Origin of the sequence: Stutzerimonas chloritidismutans AW-1 (genome assembly GCF_000495915.1) — a bacterium.
In the GTDB taxonomy this organism is placed as follows: domain Bacteria; phylum Pseudomonadota; class Gammaproteobacteria; order Pseudomonadales; family Pseudomonadaceae; genus Stutzerimonas; species Stutzerimonas chloritidismutans.
Map to the genome: position 1 here is coordinate 50,793 of NZ_AOFQ01000055.1, position 18,644 is coordinate 69,436.

General features: G+C 61.9%; 22 protein-coding genes. 14 read left to right on the forward strand and 8 right to left on the reverse strand.

Features of this window, described 5'->3' with window-relative positions:
* The first annotated feature begins 209 nt into the window (after positions 1–209).
* Positions 210–809 (forward strand): cold-shock protein, encoded by a 600-nt coding sequence (locus F753_RS50205; protein ID WP_023446264.1) that lies wholly within the window; start codon positions 210–212, stop codon positions 807–809.
* Positions 810–864: 55 nt separating this feature from the next.
* Here the strand turns inward: F753_RS50205 and F753_RS42380 are convergent, their stop codons facing one another.
* Both F753_RS42380 and F753_RS42385 read right to left on the reverse strand, forming a co-directional pair.
* The gene (locus tag F753_RS42380) at positions 865–1,071 is read right to left on the reverse strand and encodes a SlyX family protein (protein ID WP_014821044.1); all 207 of its coding nucleotides are present in this window, start codon (positions 1,069–1,071) and stop codon (positions 865–867) included.
* 2 nt (positions 1,072–1,073) lie between these two features.
* Positions 1,074–1,496, reverse strand: a complete 423-nt coding sequence (locus tag F753_RS42385; RefSeq protein ID WP_031298109.1) for an HIT family protein — start codon at positions 1,494–1,496, stop codon at positions 1,074–1,076.
* A 432-nt stretch (positions 1,497–1,928) separates the two neighbouring features.
* Between F753_RS42385 and F753_RS42390 the strand changes: the two genes are divergently transcribed.
* From F753_RS42390 to F753_RS42405, 4 genes are all read left to right on the forward strand, one after another.
* Positions 1,929–3,158, forward strand: a complete 1,230-nt coding sequence (locus F753_RS42390) for an OprD family porin (RefSeq protein WP_023446267.1) — start codon at positions 1,929–1,931, stop codon at positions 3,156–3,158.
* A gap of 173 nt (positions 3,159–3,331) precedes the next feature.
* Positions 3,332–5,047, forward strand: a complete 1,716-nt coding sequence (locus F753_RS42395) for a proline--tRNA ligase (RefSeq protein ID WP_023446268.1) — start codon at positions 3,332–3,334, stop codon at positions 5,045–5,047.
* Positions 5,048–5,056: 9 nt separating this feature from the next.
* A complete protein-coding gene (locus F753_RS42400) occupies positions 5,057–5,989 on the forward strand; it encodes a hypothetical protein (RefSeq protein WP_023446269.1) in 933 nt (310 codons plus the stop codon).
* A gap of 5 nt (positions 5,990–5,994) precedes the next feature.
* Entirely contained in the window at positions 5,995–6,567 is a 573-nt protein-coding gene (locus F753_RS42405) for a lytic transglycosylase domain-containing protein (RefSeq protein WP_023446270.1), read from the forward strand.
* Positions 6,568–6,580: 13 nt separating this feature from the next.
* On the opposite strand, the gene F753_RS42410 is transcribed toward F753_RS42405, so the two are convergent.
* A complete protein-coding gene (locus tag F753_RS42410) occupies positions 6,581–7,039 on the reverse strand; it encodes a TlpA family protein disulfide reductase (RefSeq protein ID WP_023446271.1) in 459 nt (152 codons plus the stop codon).
* A 225-nt stretch (positions 7,040–7,264) separates the two neighbouring features.
* On the opposite strand from F753_RS42410, the gene F753_RS42415 reads away from it, so the two are divergent.
* Positions 7,265–7,657 (forward strand): hypothetical protein, encoded by a 393-nt coding sequence (locus F753_RS42415; protein ID WP_003299046.1) that lies wholly within the window; start codon positions 7,265–7,267, stop codon positions 7,655–7,657.
* 1 nt (position 7,658) lies between these two features.
* Here the strand turns inward: F753_RS42415 and F753_RS42420 are convergent, their stop codons facing one another.
* Positions 7,659–7,856, reverse strand: a complete 198-nt coding sequence (locus F753_RS42420; RefSeq protein ID WP_014821052.1) for a hypothetical protein — start codon at positions 7,854–7,856, stop codon at positions 7,659–7,661.
* 138 nt (positions 7,857–7,994) lie between these two features.
* On the reverse strand, positions 7,995–9,227 hold the full coding sequence (locus F753_RS42425) for a virulence factor BrkB family protein (protein WP_014821053.1): 1,233 nt from the start codon (positions 9,225–9,227) through the stop codon (positions 7,995–7,997).
* A 166-nt stretch (positions 9,228–9,393) separates the two neighbouring features.
* On the opposite strand from F753_RS42425, the gene arsC reads away from it, so the two are divergent.
* From arsC to F753_RS42440, 3 genes are read left to right on the forward strand one after another with little or no spacing between them, the layout of a single operon-like run.
* Positions 9,394–9,747, forward strand: a complete 354-nt coding sequence (gene arsC, locus F753_RS42430) for an arsenate reductase (glutaredoxin) (RefSeq protein WP_014821054.1) — start codon at positions 9,394–9,396, stop codon at positions 9,745–9,747.
* Positions 9,744–10,349: an NAD(P)H:quinone oxidoreductase gene (wrbA, locus tag F753_RS42435; protein ID WP_023446272.1), complete on the forward strand. Its 606-nt coding sequence runs from the start codon at positions 9,744–9,746 to the stop codon at positions 10,347–10,349. Before arsC ends, wrbA begins: the two co-directional genes overlap by 4 nt.
* Positions 10,342–10,752 carry a DUF2069 domain-containing protein gene (locus tag F753_RS42440; RefSeq protein ID WP_014821056.1) on the forward strand — a complete coding sequence of 137 codons (411 nt, stop codon included), beginning with the start codon at positions 10,342–10,344 and terminating at the stop codon, positions 10,750–10,752. The genes wrbA and F753_RS42440 overlap by 8 nt, the downstream gene beginning before the upstream one ends.
* A gap of 214 nt (positions 10,753–10,966) precedes the next feature.
* Here the strand turns inward: F753_RS42440 and hda are convergent, their stop codons facing one another.
* From hda to F753_RS42455, 3 genes are read right to left on the reverse strand one after another with little or no spacing between them, the layout of a single operon-like run.
* Positions 10,967–11,671, reverse strand: a complete 705-nt coding sequence (gene hda, locus F753_RS42445; protein ID WP_023446273.1) for a DnaA regulatory inactivator Hda — start codon at positions 11,669–11,671, stop codon at positions 10,967–10,969.
* On the reverse strand, positions 11,668–12,759 hold the full coding sequence (locus F753_RS42450; RefSeq protein ID WP_023446274.1) for an AI-2E family transporter: 1,092 nt from the start codon (positions 12,757–12,759) through the stop codon (positions 11,668–11,670). Before F753_RS42450 ends, hda begins: the two co-directional genes overlap by 4 nt.
* A gap of 52 nt (positions 12,760–12,811) precedes the next feature.
* Positions 12,812–13,870, reverse strand: a complete 1,059-nt coding sequence (locus tag F753_RS42455) for a DUF2066 domain-containing protein (protein ID WP_023446275.1) — start codon at positions 13,868–13,870, stop codon at positions 12,812–12,814.
* 380 nt (positions 13,871–14,250) lie between these two features.
* On the opposite strand from F753_RS42455, the gene purM reads away from it, so the two are divergent.
* From purM to dapC, 5 genes are read left to right on the forward strand one after another with little or no spacing between them, the layout of a single operon-like run.
* Positions 14,251–15,309 (forward strand): phosphoribosylformylglycinamidine cyclo-ligase, encoded by a 1,059-nt coding sequence (purM, locus tag F753_RS42460; RefSeq protein WP_023446276.1) that lies wholly within the window; start codon positions 14,251–14,253, stop codon positions 15,307–15,309.
* Positions 15,309–15,956 carry a phosphoribosylglycinamide formyltransferase gene (purN, locus tag F753_RS42465; protein ID WP_023446277.1) on the forward strand — a complete coding sequence of 216 codons (648 nt, stop codon included), beginning with the start codon at positions 15,309–15,311 and terminating at the stop codon, positions 15,954–15,956. The genes purM and purN overlap by 1 nt, the downstream gene beginning before the upstream one ends.
* Before the next feature lie 8 nt (positions 15,957–15,964).
* A complete protein-coding gene (locus tag F753_RS42470; RefSeq protein ID WP_023446278.1) occupies positions 15,965–16,675 on the forward strand; it encodes a DUF3108 domain-containing protein in 711 nt (236 codons plus the stop codon).
* A gap of 54 nt (positions 16,676–16,729) precedes the next feature.
* Positions 16,730–17,395 (forward strand): COG3650 family protein, encoded by a 666-nt coding sequence (locus F753_RS42475; RefSeq protein WP_023446279.1) that lies wholly within the window; start codon positions 16,730–16,732, stop codon positions 17,393–17,395.
* 50 nt (positions 17,396–17,445) lie between these two features.
* Positions 17,446–18,642, forward strand: a complete 1,197-nt coding sequence (dapC, locus tag F753_RS42480) for a succinyldiaminopimelate transaminase (RefSeq protein ID WP_023446280.1) — start codon at positions 17,446–17,448, stop codon at positions 18,640–18,642.
* Positions 18,643–18,644 lie beyond the last annotated feature (2 nt).

Consider the following 18,644-nt stretch of genomic DNA (forward strand, 5'->3'; position numbering starts at 1 on the left):
AGCCCGTCTTCGAGCACTCTCCGCACTCGAAGCCACGACGGCGAACACGCTCATTTGAGCCCCCTCCTCCTTTCCTGTTAAATACGCCGCGCTGCAGCCCGGACCCGCGCGGTTTCTCGAACAGTGTTCAGCCCTGACCGACGAACGTTTTCCACGAACTCCAGGCCTGCGGCTTCTCTGTCGTGTTATCAACCGTGAGCCATACAAGAATGTTAAAGATCGTCCATGTCCTGGCGGGCGTCGTTGCCCTATTGCTGTCCTTTGTTCCAAGCCTGCGCGGCGCGGCGCCACTACTGCTGCAGCCCGACGCCTTGTGCCTGCTGATGCTCGGCCTGCTGAACGTTCAATTCGCCCCATCTGCCCAGTTGATCGACAGCCGCACCCGGCCAGTCATAATCGCTGCGTCAGCACTGCTACTCCTATCTATCGCGCTGCAGGCCGTCATCGTACTTGTAGCTTTGCCACAGATCGCCGGCCAGCCCGCAACACTCGCCAGCCTGCTGCTCGCCCTTGTGGCCGTGCTGCTGCACCTCGCCACGCCACGCGGCCTGAGCAAGCAGGCAAAACCGGCTCGCACAAACACCCGCGCGCCATCGGCAGCAGGGCGCGAGGCTGGCACCGTAAAATGGTTCAACACATCCAAGGGGTTCGGATTCATTTCCCGGGACAGCGGAGATGACGTATTCGTCCACTTCCGCGCCATCCGCGGCGAAGGGCACCGCATCCTGGTCGAGGGCCAGCGCGTGGAGTTCACCATCATGATGCGGGACAAGGGGCTGCAGGCCGAAGACGTCGTCCCGATCGAGTAGGACGACCGAGCAAGCTGCCACGGGGCGAAGTCACCACGGCGCCCCGTTTCTCAATTCAATAATGCGGTGGAGGCGCCTCGTCCTCACCAGCGTCCATTGGAACCTGCATTTCCTCCTGACGTTTTGCCAGTGCGCGCAGCTGAAGCTGCAGACGCTCCATGATCCGCTGTTGCTCGACGAGCACATCGTTCAGCGTCTGGATCGTATCGTCCTGAAACGCCAGACGCGTTTCCAGATCCATCACTCTCGATTCAAGGTCCACAGTCATACTCCAAAACGAAAGTGATCGGTCAGCACCAACTTTAGCTTGTCCCTGATGGCTGCCACCTGCTCGTCACTGTAAGGCTTCGCCGGATGCCTACCCCACACCGGCGCTGGCCAGGCAGCATCATCGCGTCGCCGCGCAATGACATGCATATGCAGCTGCCCGACGACATTACCAAGCGTGGCGACATTCATCTTATCGGCGCCGAAGGTGTCCTTGACGGTCTCGGCCAGCGCAGTGGCCTCCTTCCACAGCGCCAGCTGATCAGCCGCATCCAGCTGAAACAACTCACTAATCTCTTCGCGACGCGGCACCAGAATGAACCAGGGGTACTGCGAGTCGTTCATCAACAGCAACCGACAGAGCGGGAAGTCACCAAGCAGCAACGTGTCCTGCTCCAGACGTGAATCAAGTACAAACATAAGCCCCCCCTTGCGAAGCAAACCCCGCGCGAATGCGCCGTAGGAAACAGGTAAAAAGGATACCTCAGACATCCCGGACGACAATCTGGCAACCGCGCACAAGATTGGTGCCTTACCTCAGAAAATGCGCCGCCTTTCAGTGCAATGCGACCCCAGTATTTCTCCGCAACGCCCGATTAGCTCAATCATGAATTCTGAGTACGATTCTTGCTAGACGATCTATGCGAACGCTAGGGCGGCTTCAAAACACCGCAATCAGCGTCACACAGCTTGCTCTAGCGCTGCACTAGAGCTAAACAGTACATTCTCTGGATGGCTTTTCGCGAGAGCAGCCAAAATTGGCTAAAGCCTGATGCGGGACTAAGAAGTTGCACCCTTTCCGCCCACGCGCGGCAAGGTAAGCACCGTTTTTAAACCAAAGGAGCAATCACAATGAAAGTGATGAAGTGGAGCGTAATCGCCCTGGCCGTATCGGCGGGCACCTCCCAGATGGCGTTGGCCAGCCAGCAGTCGGAGTCCAAGGGATTCGTCGAAGATGCGAGCCTGGATCTGTTGCTGCGCAACACGTATTGGAACCGTGACCACAAAGATGGCGTCGACGACCGCAACACCTGGGCGCAGGGCTTCATCACCACCTTCGAGTCCGGCTTCACCCAAGGCACCATCGGCGTCGGTATCGATGCTTACGGCCTGCTAGGCGTCAAGCTTGATGGTGGCCAGGGCGACATGTTCCCCGGAGAGCCGAAGAATTGGGAAGACGATATCTCCGAAGCGGGCGCGGCGGTGAAATTCCGCCTCTCCAATACCACGCTCAAGTACGGCAATCAGTTCGTCAATCTTCCGGTCATCGCCTCGGATGACTCCCGCCTGCTGCCTGAAGCCTTTACCGGCACCCTGATCACCAGCAGCGAGATCGAAGGCCTCGAACTGAACGCCGGCCACTTCACCGCGGACAGCCCGATGGGCTCCCCCGCGCGTGACGACCTCGGCCTGAAGAGTCTCGACGTCTTCGGTGGTACTTATGCCTTCACCGATAACCTCAGCGCGTCGCTGTACTTCTCTGATGTCGAAGACACCTACGACAAGAAGTACGCCAACGTTAACTACGTGATGCCGCTCGCAGATGATCAATCGCTGACCTTCGACCTCAACTACTACAAGACCGACGACATTGAAGATCGAGTAGCGGTCAACGCTGATGACAACACCATTTGGAGTTTGTCGGCCAAGTATGCAGTCGGTGCCCACGCTTTCATCCTCGCTCACCAGCGCGTAACCGGTGATACCGGCTATCTATACGACAACGGCGACGGCGGCGGCTCCATTTGGGTAGCCAACTCCTATCTCTCCGACTTCAACTTCAAGGACGAGCGCTCCTGGCAAGCGAGCTACGAGCTGGACTTCAGCAGCTATGGCGTGTCCGGTCTGCAGTGGAAGACCGCCTATGTGCGCGGCGATAACATCGACGCAGCCTATTACGGCGGTGAAGGCGAGGCGACCGAGCGTGAACTCTTCAACCAGGTTTCCTACACCTTCCAAGATGGCGCTGCCAAGGACCTGACCCTGCGCGCACGCAACTCTATCCTGCGTACCAACAACCCCGCTTGGAACGATATTAACGAATGGCGCCTGTACGCCATTTATCCGATCAGCATCCTGTAACCGGCGGCAAGCGCAGCACCGAGGAGCCCGGCCAATTGGCCGGGCTCCTCTTTTTCATTCGGCAGTCGGCCCCATGCGTCCGCTCGCTCTGACCGACTTCTGTACGCTTCTTTCCCGCAGCCGTACAATGCCGAGCCAAATTCCAGCCTCTTCTGCAAGGACACAACGGCCACATGCGCACCAGTCAGTTCCTGCTCTCGACCCTCAAAGAAACCCCATCCGATGCAGTGGTCATCAGTCACCAACTCATGCTGCGTGCCGGGATGATTCGCAAGCTGGCGTCCGGTCTCTACACCTGGATGCCGATGGGGCTGCGTGCGCTGCGAAAGGCCGAGGCCATCGTTCGCGAGGAAATGAACAAGGCAGGCGCCCTGGAAGTGCTGATGCCGGCCATTCAACCAGCCGAGCTCTGGCAGGAGTCCGGCCGCTGGGAGCAGTACGGCCCGGAGCTGCTGCGTCTGAAGGACCGCCACAATCGCGAATTCTGTGTCGGCCCGACCCACGAAGAGGTCATCACCGACCTGGCACGCAACGAGCTTCACAGCTACAAGCAGCTGCCGATCAACTTCTATCAGATCCAGACCAAATTCCGCGACGAAATCCGTCCGCGCTTCGGCCTCATGCGCGGCCGCGAGTTCCTGATGAAGGACGCCTACTCCTTCCACCTGTCCCAGGAATCGCTGCAGGAAACCTACGACCGCATGCACGAGGCGTACTGCAACGTCTTCACTCGCCTCGGGCTCGACTTCCGTCCGGTGCAAGCCGACACCGGCTCCATCGGCGGAACCGGCTCGCACGAGTTCCACGTACTGGCTGAGTCTGGCGAAGACGACATCGCGTTCAGCGACACCTCCGACTACGCCGCCAACATCGAGAAGGCCGAAGCCATTCCGCGCGAAACCGATCGTGCGGCACCAAGCGAAGAAATGCGCCTGGTAGACACACCGAATGCCAAGACGATCATCGAACTCGTCGAGCAGTTCGGCCTCGCCATCGAGAAAACGGTAAAAACGCTGGTCGTTCATGGCGTCGAAGACGGCCAACTGATCGCCCTCATCGTACGCGGCGATCACGAACTCAACGAGATCAAGGCCGCCAACCTTGAGCAGGTTGCCAGCCCGTTGGTATTCGCCTCGGAAGCGGAAATCCGCGCCGCGATTGGTGCCGGCCCCGGTTCACTGGGCCCACTGAACCTGACGATTCCCTGCGTCATCGACCGCTCGGTTGCGCTGATGAGCGATTTCGGTGCCGGCGCCAACGTCGACGACAAGCACTACTTCGGCCTGAACTGGGAGCGTGACCTGCCGCTACCGCAGATCGCCGATCTGCGTAATGTGGTTGCCGGTGATCCGAGCCCGGACGGACAGGGGAATCTGGTAATCAAACGCGGTATCGAGGTCGGCCATATCTTCCAGCTGGGCACCAAGTACAGCGAGGCTATGAATTGCCGGGTGATGGGTGAGAACGGCAAACCGGCCACTCTGATCATGGGCTGCTACGGCATCGGCGTATCCCGCGTGGTTGCCGCGGCGATCGAGCAGAACTACGACGACCGCGGCATTCTCTGGCCAGACGCGCTCGCGCCTTTCCAGATCGCCCTGGTACCGATGAAGTACGAAAATGAAGCGGTTCGTGAGGCTACCGACCGACTCTACGCCGAACTGACGGCAGCAGGTTACGAAGTGCTGCTCGATGACCGTGACAAAAAGACCAGCCCCGGCGTCAAATTCGCCGACATGGAGCTGATCGGCATCCCGCACCGCATTGTCATCAGCGATCGCGGGCTGGCCGACGGCACCCTGGAATACAAGCACCGCCGCGACGCGCAGCCTCAGCCAGTCGCGACTGCTGACATCCTGTCCTTCATCAACTCGCGTGCTCATCGCTGATCGGAAATCATGCTCAACCGACGTATTGTCGTTTCAACCAGCGCCGCGCTCTGCGCGGCGTTGCTCCTTGGCGGCTGCGCCAATCACTTGCCGCAGCGCAGCGAGCACGAGGCGCGTGTCGAGCGCAAACTGCTCGACCACAGCCTGCGCATCGAACTCGGTGAACCCCAGGTGCTCGAACTGCCGCAGCGGCGTATCCGCGTGCAAGAGCAGATGACATTCGAAGTCACCGATTTCGAAGTAACCCGCCGTTACGATCGCTATACGCCTTACCAGCCCTGGCGAGAGCTGTACGAGATTCCGCTGGGCGTCGTCGCAGTGGTCGCCGGCGTAGGCGCAAACGTGCTCAACGTGGTGATGCTCGGCAACATGCCAGAGAGCGCGACTCGCGACTGGATCAGCTACGGCTTCGCCGGCATCAACCCGTTCATGAATGCCGAGTCCAATGGCCGCTCGCAGCAGAATCTGGCCAGCCTCGACGAGCAACGCCGGGATGCGCGGCTCGAGTACACCAGCCTGCCTTGGGCGGAGCGTCCGGTGCTCGTCAGCGCCGGTCCGCACACTCACGAGCTGTCGACCGATCGTCACGGCGTCTTGCGCCTGAATCTTCTCGACGGGCCGTTCGCTGATCAGGACGTCACGCAGATCGGCAAGTTGCAGCTGTCGGTTGAGGATGAACAGGATGGCACCCGGGCAGAGGCCACGCTGCTTGTAAGCCACAAGCTGCGCGGCAAGCTGCAAGAAGCTCACGACCTGATCTTCGATGACCTGGAAGGCGACGACGTCGCGCAATGGGTGCATCGCGTCCGGCGCCTGTCCGAACTTGGTCTGGAAGAAGAAGCCAGCGAACTGGAGCAGAGCCTGATAGAGCTGACGCGCAACGACCCCGAGCTGCAACAGCACTTTCTGCAAAGTCTGATCGAAGGCAGCAACGGAAACTGAAACCGATGAAGACGCCTGCTCTTCTTCTCGCATTGCTGCTGGTGAGCGCCCTGCCGGCAGCAGCCAATATCCGTCAAGCGCCCGAACCCGAACTCCGCGACCTCATGCAGAGGACAGTCGCTGAGGCGGACAGCTTTCAGGATCGCTTCGATGCAGAGGTCTGGCTGGTCGACATGTCCGGCCGACTCAAGCGCTACATCCCCGATGCCGAAGAGCGGCTGGCGCTGCTCCGACTGGTGCATCGCGAGGCGAGCAAGGCGGGCCTGAAGCCGGAACTGGTGCTGGCGCTGATCCATGCCGAAAGCCTATTCGACCGATTTGCAATCTCCAGCGTTGGCGCGCAGGGCATGATGCAGGTGATGCCATTCTGGAAAGCGGAACTGGGTCGACCACAAGACAACCTCACCGACAACGCCACCAATCTTCGCTATGGCTGCACCATCCTCAGCTATTACCTGAACAAGGAAAATGGCGACATCAACCGGGCGCTCGCGCGCTACAACGGCAGCCTCGGGCAGAATCGCTATCCGGTCAAGGTGATCGGCTTCTGGCAGGATTTCTGGTACGTCAAACCCTGAGTCACCAGGCGGGCTACTCGCCCTTCAGCCGCGCCAGATGCACAAGGATGCCCTCGGCAGTCTGTTCGCCAACCAGGCGCTCGCGCACCTTCCCCTGGTCGTCAACCAGATAGGTCACCGGCAGCACCTCGCTACGCGGCAATTGCAGACGCTCGGCGGGATCATCACTGAGCACACGGAAGTCGATACCCAGCGCCTTGGCGGCCTGAGCGAGCTCTTCGCCGCGCAACTCGTCGAAATTCACACCCAACACTGCCAGTCCCTGCTCGGTTTCGGCCAAGGCGTTCAGCTCCGGAATCTCGGTGCGGCAGGGACCGCACCATTCGGCCCAGTAATTGATCAGCAGCCACTGCCCCTGCAGCTGTGCCGCAGTCACTTCACGCCCGTGCTGGTCGATCCCCCAATCCTTTTCGCAGGCAGACAGGAACAGGCAGCTCAGCAGGAGCAGCAACGAGGCGATCGGTTTGGTCATGGTGCTCATTCCTTAACGTATACGGCCGAGGATACCGCTGCGTTGCAGTCAAGGCACGCCTGGGACGACCCGATCCTGACGCAGACCGTGGCGGCGCCAAGTAACCGTCGCGCTTTTCGCCGTTATGCGAGTCCGATCACGCGCGGCGGCGCTCAAGTGCACAGTTTTGTCGGACCTGCACTGCCTATAATTCCGCACCCACCACCGTATGCCAGTAGCGAAGCCATGTCCCAACTCCACGACAAACTGATCGGCACCGTACCCTCACGCATCGTCGAGCAAGCCGCCATCGCCCTCACTACCTATGACGGGCGCGTAGCTGAATTCAATGTCGCCAGCTGGTTGCAGCTGCAGGGACACGCAGGGCTCATGGTGTCTCTCGTCGCCAAATATCGCGATGGACAGCAGCAGCGAGAAGCGATCATTGATCACGGACGCACCGATGGCGCAGGCAAGATTCTGCTGTCCGGCGTCGCGCGGCTACCGGTCCGACACAAGATCGAGGAGTTGCAGATTCACCTGCGTCCTGCCGCCACGGTAGCTGCAATCACCGTCGAAGAGCTGTTCGCTCACCCGGTCGAGCCCGTAGCCGCCGAAATGAAAGCCGTCCAGGCCTGATTCAGCCGCTGACCTTTTTCGGCTCCAACTGCTTGCTTGCCAAAGCGGCGTGCGGCGCGTCGGTTGGAGCATCATCCCTGACGACCAGCGATTCCGGCCATTGCCTAAAGCGAAGACCGGTAAGGCGGTTCAATGCCTCGAGCGCCGCGTCTGGCGCCCTCTGGTGCAAATACAGAATGGTGCTGCGCTTGCCGTCCATTACGTCTTCCCCTCAACTACTCCGAGCCATAGCCAGAAGCGTGCCATCACCTCGAAAACGCCGTCATGGCCTGTACGTACGCATCTGATCGCTCGAACAACCTGCCACCGAGCGCAGCGCCTCCACGTAAACACTCCCTTACTGACGATTTTTGTCACCGCCCGATTGCAACCAGTCGGCCAGGCTGCCACTGAACAGGCTGGCCTGTTCCTGCTGCAGTAGCTCCAGTGACTGGCGCAAAGTCGGATACCAGGGTTCGTTCAGCTGCTCGGGCAACGTTACGCGCGCTGACAGTGGCCACGGGTTGCAGCGCAATAGTTTATCCAGACTGTAGTGATTCAGATCTCGACAAAGCACCCAGCCCCCGGAACCCGTCCGACAGACCAGCTGTTCCTGTTCGAAGAAGCCGAGTATGTCGTCCCACTCATCCTCGGGAAGGCGCAGGCCGGCCCTGTGCAGATCACGCAGGCGCAGCTCCCGCCCCTCCTGCTGACGCTGGTGCAGGTTGCGCAGCAGCATCAGCATGACCAGCAGGCGTGGCAGCGGCCGACGGCGCCATTGCTGCGACGACGACAGGCCGCAGACCAGCTCGGCGCCGAACAGCACGATCATCCAGGACAGATAGACCCATAACAGAAACAGCGGGACAGCCGCGAAAGCGCCGTAGATCAGCTGATAGCTCGGGAAATAGCTGACGTACAGGCCGAACAGTTGCTTGGCCGCCTCGAACAACACTGCGGTGAATACACCGCCCACCAACGCATGCCGTAACGGGACACGGGTATTGGGCACCGCGGCGTAGATCAGAGTGAAGGCCGCCACGCTGAGCAGCAATGGCATGACCTTGATCAGCGTGCCGACGCCAATGAGCGCGTACGGCCCCGAGATCAGCGAAAGCGAGGCGATGTAGGTACTGGTGGCAAACCCTGCGCCGAGCAGCAGCGGCCCGAGGCTGAGAATCGCCCAATACAGCAGAAAACTGGACACCCCCCGTCGTGGCTGTCGTACGCGCCAAATGGTATTGAAGGCCTTCTCGATGGTCAGCAGCATCATCAACGCGGTAGCCATGAGAAACCCGACCCCGAACCAGGTGAGTTGCCGCGCCTGGCTGGTGAACGCGAGCAGATATTCCTGGATGGTCGCGCCGGTGGACGGGATGAAATTGTTGAATATGTAGAACTGGATCTGCTCGCCAACACCTTTGAAAGCGGGAATCGCCGACAGCATGGCGAACGTGACGGTCATCATCGGCACCACGGCGAACAGGGTGGTGTAGGTCAAGGCCGCCGCGCTATGCGGACCTTGATCGGACAAAAAGCGCCGAACCAGGAAGCGACCGAACTCGAGGGCATTGTCGATGCGCTGATGCATCCCTTCTCCTTGTTACAGCTGCCTGGAGCCGTTGGCTCGACAGTGCTCATCGTCAAAAGACCCGGATCAGACCGAAAGCCTGCCCGGATCACCAGCGCTGCACATTTCGGTGAGCGCCACGTTGGGGGTTAGAATGGCCACCTCATCCGGCGAGACGCAACCACAAATGACCGAACTCACGCTGTATCACAACCCTCGCTGCTCCAAATCGCGCGGCGCCCTGGAGCTGCTTGAAGCCCGCGGTCTGACGCCCGAAATCGTGCGCTACCTGGAAACGCCCCCCACCGCAGCCCAACTCTGTGCTCTGCTGGACAAGCTGGGGCTCACCGCCCGGCAACTGCTGCGTACAGGCGAAGAAGAGTACAAAAGCCTCGACCTGGCCAATCCTGAACTCAGCGAAGCAGAACTGATCGACGCCATGATCGAGCACCCTCGCCTGATCGAACGCCCGATCCTGGTCGCGGGCAACAAGGCGATCATCGGCCGCCCGCCGGAAAAAGTGCTGGAGATCTTGCCGTGAGCACGCCCTACATTCTGGTGCTGTACTACAGCCGCCACGGCGCTACAGCCGAAATGGCCAGACAAATTGCTCGCGGCGTGGAAATGGCCGGGCTGGAAGCGCGTCTGCGCACCGTACCTGCCGTGTCCACCGAGTGCGAAGCGGTCGCGCCCACCATTCCCGACGCCGGTGCACTGTATGCGACCCTCGAAGACCTGAAGAATTGCGCCGGCCTTGCGCTAGGTAGCCCCACTCGCTTCGGCAATATGGCGGCCCCCCTGAAATACTTCCTCGACGGCACCAGCGGCCTGTGGCTGACCGGCGAGTTGGTCGGCAAGCCAGCCGGCGTGTTCACCTCGACCTCCAGCTTGCACGGCGGACAGGAAAGCACGCTGCTGTCGATGCTGCTGCCGCTGCTGCACCACGGAATGCTGGTGCTCGGCCTGCCTTACAGCGAGAACGGGCTGCTGGAAACCCGCGGTGGTGGCACGCCTTACGGCCCTAGTCACCATGCCGGTGCGGACGGCAAGCGTTTGCTCGACGAACATGAAATCGCCCTCTGTCGCGCCCTCGGGCAGCGCCTGGCACACACGGCACAGCGGCTGGAGATGTCCCTTGGCTAAGAAGCGTAAACCGCTGCCATCACTGGAGTGGCTGACCCCGCGGGTCAAATCCAGCCGAGCGATAAGCCTTGCCAGCTTCATCGGCCTCGCAGTGCTACTGGTCGTCTGGAACCTGGCCTTTGCCGACCTACACGGAGCCAGAACCTGGGTTGTCGTCAGCATCCAGCTCATTCCACTATTGCTGGTTGCACCAGGGATGATCGCTGGCAGCCCGAGGGCGCACGCCTGGCTCTGCTTTATCGTCAACCTGTACTTCATTCAGGGCGTGCTCGCGGCGATCGACCCGGCGCGGATGATCTACGGCCTGCTGGAGGCCGGACTGAGCCTGACATTGTTCATCGCGGCGCTGCTCTACACCCGCTGGAGCTATCAGTACGAACGCAAGGCCGCGGGCGAGGCGTGAGGGCAGCTGATCACGGCGAAAACTGCTTCAGTGTTTTCGCCGACGTCGCCTAGTGGCCTGTGCGGTGAGTTGGTTGAGGCAAGTTCGGATGAACGTGGCTGCGAGACAAGGCGCTGCGACGAGCCATAGCGGGGCTATGGTAAGGAACAGCAACGCAGTATCGGGGCCATGGGCGCCGAAATTGACCAGCGGAACTTACCAAGCAGGCCACAAGCTACCAGCCGAGCGTTTCCTTGAGGAAAGGGATGGTCAGTTTGCGCTGCGCCTGCAGCGAGGCCTGATCCAGCTGATCGAGCAACTCGAACAGCGCGTTCATGCTGCGTGAGCCACGGGTCAGGATGAAGCGACCAACGTCATCCGGCAGATTCAGCCCACGACGCGAGGCTCGCAGCTGCAGGGCGCGTAGCTTGTCCTCGTCGGACAGCTGTTGCAGCTGGAAAACCAGCGCCAGACTCAAACGAGATTTGAGGTCGGGCAGCGCAATCGACAACTCGCGCGGCGAGGCGTCCGCCGCCAGCAATAACCGTCGGCCGGCGTCACGCAAACGGTTGAACAGATGGAACAACGCCTCCTCCCATACCGCGTCCCCGGCCACCGCATCGAGATCGTCCAGGCAGACCAGCTCGCTCTGCTCGAGGTTGTCGAGCAAGGCCGGACCATATTCGGCCACTTCCGCCAACGGCAGATAGACAGCCAACTCTCCGCGCTCCTCCACCCGCAGGCAGGCAGCTTGCAGCAGATGACTACGACCGACACCGGCCTGCCCCCAGAGATAGATCAACTCATCGGACCAGCCCGCAGCAGGCGAACACAGCCGCTCGACATAGCCGAGTGCGGCTGCATTGGCGCCAGGGTAGAAGTTGGCGAAGGTGGCGTCGTCGCGCAGACGGACGCCCAGGGGGAGCTGGATGGGTTTCATGGCTGGCTGGGTGGTTCGGCCGGTGCACCGGCGGGCTCGGCGTAAAGGTCCGAGAGTTTATAGAGATCGTGCACATGGCGCAGCAGAACCATGATCACCGCCGCCACCGGCAGTGCCAGCAGCACACCGGTAAAACCGAACAGCTGACCACCGGCGAGCACCGCAAAAATCACCGCCACCGGATGCAGCCCAATGCGGTCGCCGACCAGTAACGGCGTCAGCAGCATCCCCTCGAGCATCTGCCCTACCGTGAATACCGCCGCCACGCCGAGCAGCGGGTAAGGTGCCAGCCCGAACTGAAAGAGCACAGCGACCACCGCCGCACCGATGCCGACGACGAAGCCCATATAGGGCACGATGCTGGCGAGGCCGGCGAGGACGCCTATCAACAGCCCCAGTTCGAGCCCGACCAGCATGAGGCCGGACGCATAGATGATTGCCAATGCCAGCATGACCAGCAACTGGCCGCGGAGGAATGCGCCGATCACCTCATGGCACTCGCTCATCAGACGCACCACCATGCCCTCACCGCGGCGCGGCAGCAGGCTGCGCAGCTTGAGCATGATCAAATCCCAGTCGCGCATCAGATAGAAGCTCACCACCGGTATGAGCAGCAGGTTGCCGATCCATGCCAGCAGGGCCAGCCCCGACGCGGTGGCTCGGCTCAACACCACGCCGAGGACGTCAGTGGTGCTGCCCAGGTGTGCAGCGAATGCGGCCTTCAGCTGATCGAGACGCCAGAAATTGTCTTCCAGCCCGAACTGCGCCTGCACCCAGGGCAACGCCTGATGCTGCAACCAGTCCAGCGCCAGCGGCGCCAGCTGGTAGAGCTTCACCAGCTGCTTGCCGAGCATAGGCAGCAACACCAGCAACATCAGCAACATCAGCAGACTGAACAGGGCGAATACGACGATCACCCCCCAGGTACGCGAAAGCCCCCAGCGCTCCAGGCGATCGACCAGCGGATCTCCGAGATAGGCCAGCAGGATGCCGATGAGAAAAGGGGTGAGGATCGGCGTCAGCAGATATACCAGCCAGGCGCACAAGAGCACGCCTGCCAGCCAGAGCCAGCGGTTCGAATCGTTCATGGTCACTCTATGCCTTCCGTGCAGGACAGTCGCCGATATAGGAATTGCGTCATCACCAGCGGTAACGCATCACCGTGCCGCTCTCGGGCGACGCAGGCGCATTGTCGGGCTCGCCAACCACACCGCCCTCATCCATCGGCTGCCGTGCATCCAGTGGTGCCTCGTCTTCGGCGACTTCATGCAAACGCGCCAGTGCCAGCTGAGCGCGCAACTGCTCCGGACTGGCGTTGACGCGATATACCAGGCGATCACTTTCCACCCGCAGCAGGTTGCCACCAAAGGGTTCGAGCAAGCGATCCAGCTCCGCGAATCTCGCGACATCGGCCCCTAAGATCTCCAGGGTGATGTCCGACGCGGCGCCTGGCGCAACCACATAGCGTGGCGCCAGGTACTCACTGACGGACAGCATTACCGCATCCGCCAGTCCCTCGAGGGTTTCCGCCTCAGCCTTGCCGTCGCGCTGCTCGTCGTCGAGCCAGACGTTCCACTGAGCCTGCCAGCGGGAATCGGCTTCTCGCGCATGGACCGCCAGCAGTACGTCGGCATCGTAGCGCTCGGACGCCTCGCCCAGCGTCTCCCGGCTGTTCGCGCCGAATGCGTCCGGTGTTGCCAGCAGCTGTTCGGACAGATCCGCCAGCGGCAGGCGCAACGGCAGGCCACGGTGCTGCGCGGCAGCACGCACTGGCGCAGCGCTGCGCTGATCGTCGCCAAGCAGCTGGGTGCCCTCGACCCGCTCGTTCAGCCACCAGACCAGAAGCGTCGGCCGGTTCGCCCCCCACAGCGACAAGCCCGCACTACGCAGGCTGCGCTCCGTGGTGCCTGGATCGAAGTCGACGACGATATGGTCGTGCTCGTAACCATACTTGCTGATCAGTTGCTGCGGGTCCTTGCGCAGCTCAGCGACGGCCTCGCGCTTGCTTGCCTGCGCATCGCCGGTCAGACGCAAGAGCAAGGTATCGAAAGCCCGCTGCAACGCAGCTGCGCGCTCCTCGCTCTGCTCGCCGGAAACAGGCTCACGCACCTGATACAGACCCTTGAGCTGTTCGGCCTGACCGGGCAATGACGCCCCCAGCGCAAGGCACAGAATGAGTAAGCGGTAGACAAGGCGCATGATTGATTCTCGCAGGCCGCCGGACCCCGGGGCAGGAAGTAGAGGAAACAGGACGCTACACCTTAAACAGCCGGCCCAGAGCCGGCAACCGCCTACCTCACAGATGCCCGACTCAAAATGCGGCCCGCCCGCGCCATCGCAGCTGCCGGGATGGCCGCTGCGCGGCAAGCCTGATAAAATCGCGCGCTTTCCGCAGACCGGTTCCGGCGCTTGTACGAGCCCGACATTCAGTACCCAGGCAAACGCGACGCAGGTGGACTCAGCCCCGGCGTCAACCGGCCACTCTGGTGACAACACCAGTAGCCGGAAACAGTTAGCCCTGGCGTGGATGCAGCACCTGACCGGTCGACACCCGCACTCCTTTCACAGGTCCGGATTCTATGAGCAAGCAACCCTCCCTCAGCTACAAGGACGCTGGCGTCGATATCGATGCAGGCGAAGCGCTGGTCGAACGCATCAAAGGCGTGGCCAAGCGCACCGCACGACCTGAGGTAATGGGCGGCCTGGGCGGCTTCGGCGCCCTGTGCGAAATCCCGGCAGGCTACAAGCAGCCGGTGCTGGTCTCCGGCACCGACGGCGTCGGCACCAAGCTGCGCCTGGCACTGAACCTGAACAAGCACGACAGCATCGGCCAGGATCTGGTCGCCATGTGCGTCAACGACCTGGTGGTCTGTGGTGCCGAGCCGCTGTTCTTCCTCGACTACTACGCCACTGGCAAGCTCAACGTCGACGTGGCCGCCACCGTGGTGACCGGCATCGGCGCCGGCTGCGAACTGGCCGGCTGTTCGCTGGTCGGCGGCGAAACCGCCGAGATGCCTGGCATGTACGAGGGTGAAGACTACGACCTGGCCGGCTTCTGCGTCGGCGTAGTGGAAAAGAGCGAGATCATCGACGGCTCGAAAGTCGCCGCGGGCGACGCGCTGATCGCCCTGCCTTCCTCGGGTCCGCACTCCAACGGCTACTCACTGATTCGCAAGATCCTCGAAGTGTCCGCCACCGACATCGAGAACACCCAGCTGGACGGCAAGCCGCTGGCCGACCTGCTGATGGCGCCGACGCGCATCTACGTCAAGCCGCTGCTCAAGCTGATCAAGGACACCGGTGCGGTCAAGGCCATGGCCCACATCACCGGCGGCGGCCTGCTCGACAACATCCCACGGGTACTGCCTGACAACGCCCAGGCGATCATCGACGTCGCCAGCTGGCAGCGCCCGGCAGTGTTCGACTTCCTGCAGGAAAAAGGCAACGTCGACGAACACGAAATGCACCGCGTGCTCAACTGTGGCGTCGGCATGGTCATCTGCGTCGCCCAGGATCAGGTTGAGCCGGCTCTGGCCAATCTGCGCGCATCCGGCGAATCGCCCTGGGTGATCGGTACGATCGCCACCGCGGCGCAAGATGCCGAACGAGTCCAGCTGAACAACCTGAAACAGCACTGATGACCGCAAGCTGCAATGTGGTGGTGCTGATTTCAGGGTCCGGCAGCAATCTGCAGGCGCTGATCGACAGCCAGGCCGAAGACAATCCGGCGCGTATCCGCGCCGTGATTTCCAACCGGGCCGATGCATTCGGCCTGACGCGGGCGCAAGACGCCGACATCCCCACAGCAGTGCTCGATCACAAGGCCTTCGATGGCCGTGAGTCGTTCGACGCCGCACTGATGGAAGTAATCGACGAACATGCGCCGGATCTGGTGATCCTCGCCGGGTTCATGCGCATTCTCACGCCAGGCTTCGTCCGCCACTACCAGGGCCGCCTGCTGAACATCCATCCTTCGCTACTGCCCAAGCACAAGGGCCTCGATACCCATCGCAGAGCACTGGAAGCGGGCGACAGCGAACACGGTTGCAGCGTGCATTTTGTCACCGAGGAGCTGGACGGCGGCCCGGTCGCTATCCAGGCGGCGCTGGCGGTGGAGCCTGGTGAAAACATCGAGCAGCTGACGCGGCGCGTGCATTCGGCCGAGCACCAGATCTACCCGCTGGCCATGCGCTGGTTCGCCGAAGGGCGCTTGCGCCTCGCCGAACAAGGCGCGATGCTGGACGACGTCAACCTGCCGGCCTCCGGCTATCAGATCAGAATCTAGGAGATACCATGCGTCGCGCTTTGCTGCTCGCTCTCGCCGTGCTGACCCTGCCGGTCCAAGCCCTGGAGCTCAAGCCCTTCTCCGCTAGCTACACCGCCGACTGGAAGCAGGTTCCGGTCAGTGGCACAGCTCAGCGCAGCCTCGAGCAGCTGGACGATGGCAACTGGAGGCTCGATTTCGAGGCCTCCATGCTGGTCGCCAGTCTCAACGAGCGCAGCACGTTCCGCACCGAAGGCGATACCTTCCTGCCACAGACCTATCGCCTCAAGCGCAGTGGCCTGGGCAAGGGCAAGCGTGTCGAGCACCGCTTCGACTGGGACAACAAGCAGGTCGAAGGCAGTGACCGGGGTGATCCGGTCAAGCTTCCGTTGCATCGCGGCTTGCTGGACAAATCCACCTACCAGCTGGCGCTGCAGCAGGAAGTCGCGGCCGGCAAGCAGAGCATGAGCTATCAGGTGGTGGATGGCGACGAGATCGAAACCTACGATTTCCGCGTACTGGGCGAAGACAAGGTCAGCACCAAAGCTGGCCAGGTCGATGCCATCAAGGTCGAGCGCGTGCGCGACCCAACGCAGAGCAAGCGTGAAACCATCCTCTGGTTCGCCAAAGACTGGGACTACCTGCTGGTCCGCCTGCATCAGGTCGAGACGGACGGCAAGGAATACCAGATCATGCTCGAAGAAGGCCGTGTCGGCGGCAAGACCGTCAAAGGCAACTGAGTCATCGCGGCGGGCCTTCGCGACCGCCGCCTCCCACCTGCTTCGAGTTTTCCGATGACCTCTTCACGCCCCCTGCTGATTGCACTGCTCCTGTCCCTGGCCGGTTGCCAGTCATTCTTCGCCGAGCGCCCTCCGGCCAAGGCAGCAACCGAACGCCTGCAAGGTGAAGTTCGACAAGTCGAGGGCCAGCTTCAGTTGCAGAGCTGCCAGGGGCAACGGACGTTGAAACTGCTGAGCCAAGACACCGGGTTGCAGGACGACGCGCAGGTGCTGCTAGTCGATGATCAGGATGCACTGTTCGCCGACCTGCGCGGCACCCTCAGTCAGGCCGAACCGGACGGTACTGGCCAACTCGCGTTGACCCGCATCTATCGCCTGCAGCGCGAAGGCCACGGCTGTGGCGAGGAGAACTTCAAGCAGCTGATCCTGCGCGCCAGCGGTCATGAACCAGGCTGGATGCTGACCGTGACCACCCGCGGCATGCTGCTCGTTCGGCCGGGGCAATCACCGATCGCCCTGCCTTATCTGGAAGAGCAGCTTCCCGGTGGCCAGCTCAGTTTCACCAGCGAGGCCAACCAGCAGCGCCTTGACCTGTGGGTTGCACCGCAGCGCTGTGTCGACAGTGCCAGCGGCACGGTCAGCCACCTCAGTGCGGAGCTCCGTCTGGACGGCCAGACATTGCGCGGTTGCGCCTACTACGGTGGCGCACGCGACGACTGATCTCACGAATGCGGGGCGTTCGCCGCGCTCATCCTGAAAGAACTGCATCCATGAACAACGCCCTGAATCTGCTGCACCCATACCCCTTCGAGAAGCTGCGTGGCCTGCTCGCTGGCGCACAGCCGCCTGCCGACAAGCGTGCCATCGCGCTGTCGATTGGCGAGCCGAAGCATCGCTCGCCGGACTTCGTTGCCCAGGCACTGGCCGATAACCTTGATCAGCTGGCGGTCTATCCGACCACACTCGGCATTCCGGCGCTGCGCGAAGCCATCGCGCGCTGGTGCGAGCGGCGCTTCGGCCTCGCCGCAGATGCACTGGACCCGGCGCAGCACGTGTTGCCGGTCAACGGTACGCGCGAGGCACTGTTCGCCTTCACCCAGGCCGTGGTGGATCGCTCAGCGGACGGTCTGGTGGTCAGCCCGAATCCGTTCTATCAGATCTACGAAGGCGCAGCCCTGCTCGCCGGCGCCACGCCTCATTACCTGCCATGCCTCGAGCAGAACGGCTTCAACCCGGACTTCGATACCGTGCCGGTGGATGTCTGGCAGCGCTGCCAGATTCTCTTCCTCTGTTCTCCGGGCAACCCGACCGGTGCGCTGGTGCCGCTGGAGACGCTAAAAAAGCTGATCGCGCTGGCCGACCAGTACGACTTCGTCATTGCCGCCGACGAGTGCTACAGCGAGCTGTACTTCGACGAGGCCAGTCCACCTGCAGGGCTGCTTACCGCCTGTGCAGCACTGGGCCGCACCGATTACAAGCGCTGCGTGGTGTTCCATAGCCTGTCGAAGCGCTCGAACCTGCCGGGGCTGCGTTCGGGCTTCGTCGCCGGTGATGCCGAGATCCTCAAGTCCTTCCTGCTCTACCGCACCTATCATGGCTGCGCCATGCCCGTGCAGACCCAGCTGGCGAGCATCGCTGCCTGGAACGACGAGATTCACGTGCGCGCCAACCGCGAGCTGTATCGCGCCAAGTTCGATGCCGTGCTGGAAATACTCGCGCCGGTCATGGACGTGCAACGCCCCGATGGTGGCTTTTATCTGTGGCCGAAAACGCCGATGGACGATCAACAGTTCACCCGCGAGCTGTTCGCCCGCGAGCATGTCACCGTGGTGCCGGGTTCCTACCTGTCGCGCGAAGTGGACGGCATGTACCCCGGCGTCGGCCGCGTGCGTATGGCACTGGTTGCGCCGCTGGCCGAATGCATCGAGGCGGCGCAACGCATTCGCCACTTCATCGAAACGCTCTGATT

What these genes read in the sequence shown, in the direction of transcription:
- hda (WP_023446273.1), bottom strand. Translation starts at nt 11,671, where the DNA reads ATGAAACCCATCCAGCTCCCCCTGGGCGTCCGTCTGCGCGACGACGCC.
- F753_RS42405 (WP_023446270.1), top strand. Translation starts at nt 5,995, where the DNA reads ATGAAGACGCCTGCTCTTCTTCTCGCATTGCTGCTGGTGAGCGCCCTG.
- dapC (WP_023446280.1), top strand. Translation starts at nt 17,446, where the DNA reads ATGAACAACGCCCTGAATCTGCTGCACCCATACCCCTTCGAGAAGCTG.
- arsC (WP_014821054.1), top strand. Translation starts at nt 9,394, where the DNA reads ATGACCGAACTCACGCTGTATCACAACCCTCGCTGCTCCAAATCGCGC.
- F753_RS42385 (WP_031298109.1), bottom strand. Translation starts at nt 1,496, where the DNA reads ATGTTTGTACTTGATTCACGTCTGGAGCAGGACACGTTGCTGCTTGGT.
- F753_RS42415 (WP_003299046.1), top strand. Translation starts at nt 7,265, where the DNA reads ATGTCCCAACTCCACGACAAACTGATCGGCACCGTACCCTCACGCATC.
- purM (WP_023446276.1), top strand. Translation starts at nt 14,251, where the DNA reads ATGAGCAAGCAACCCTCCCTCAGCTACAAGGACGCTGGCGTCGATATC.
- F753_RS42455 (WP_023446275.1), bottom strand. Translation starts at nt 13,870, where the DNA reads ATGCGCCTTGTCTACCGCTTACTCATTCTGTGCCTTGCGCTGGGGGCG.
- F753_RS42425 (WP_014821053.1), bottom strand. Translation starts at nt 9,227, where the DNA reads ATGCATCAGCGCATCGACAATGCCCTCGAGTTCGGTCGCTTCCTGGTT.
- F753_RS42450 (WP_023446274.1), bottom strand. Translation starts at nt 12,759, where the DNA reads ATGAACGATTCGAACCGCTGGCTCTGGCTGGCAGGCGTGCTCTTGTGC.
- F753_RS42410 (WP_023446271.1), bottom strand. Translation starts at nt 7,039, where the DNA reads ATGACCAAACCGATCGCCTCGTTGCTGCTCCTGCTGAGCTGCCTGTTC.
- F753_RS42470 (WP_023446278.1), top strand. Translation starts at nt 15,965, where the DNA reads ATGCGTCGCGCTTTGCTGCTCGCTCTCGCCGTGCTGACCCTGCCGGTC.
- F753_RS42390 (WP_023446267.1), top strand. Translation starts at nt 1,929, where the DNA reads ATGAAAGTGATGAAGTGGAGCGTAATCGCCCTGGCCGTATCGGCGGGC.
- F753_RS42475 (WP_023446279.1), top strand. Translation starts at nt 16,730, where the DNA reads ATGACCTCTTCACGCCCCCTGCTGATTGCACTGCTCCTGTCCCTGGCC.
- purN (WP_023446277.1), top strand. Translation starts at nt 15,309, where the DNA reads ATGACCGCAAGCTGCAATGTGGTGGTGCTGATTTCAGGGTCCGGCAGC.
- F753_RS42420 (WP_014821052.1), bottom strand. Translation starts at nt 7,856, where the DNA reads ATGGACGGCAAGCGCAGCACCATTCTGTATTTGCACCAGAGGGCGCCA.
- F753_RS50205 (WP_023446264.1), top strand. Translation starts at nt 210, where the DNA reads ATGTTAAAGATCGTCCATGTCCTGGCGGGCGTCGTTGCCCTATTGCTG.
- F753_RS42395 (WP_023446268.1), top strand. Translation starts at nt 3,332, where the DNA reads ATGCGCACCAGTCAGTTCCTGCTCTCGACCCTCAAAGAAACCCCATCC.
- F753_RS42400 (WP_023446269.1), top strand. Translation starts at nt 5,057, where the DNA reads ATGCTCAACCGACGTATTGTCGTTTCAACCAGCGCCGCGCTCTGCGCG.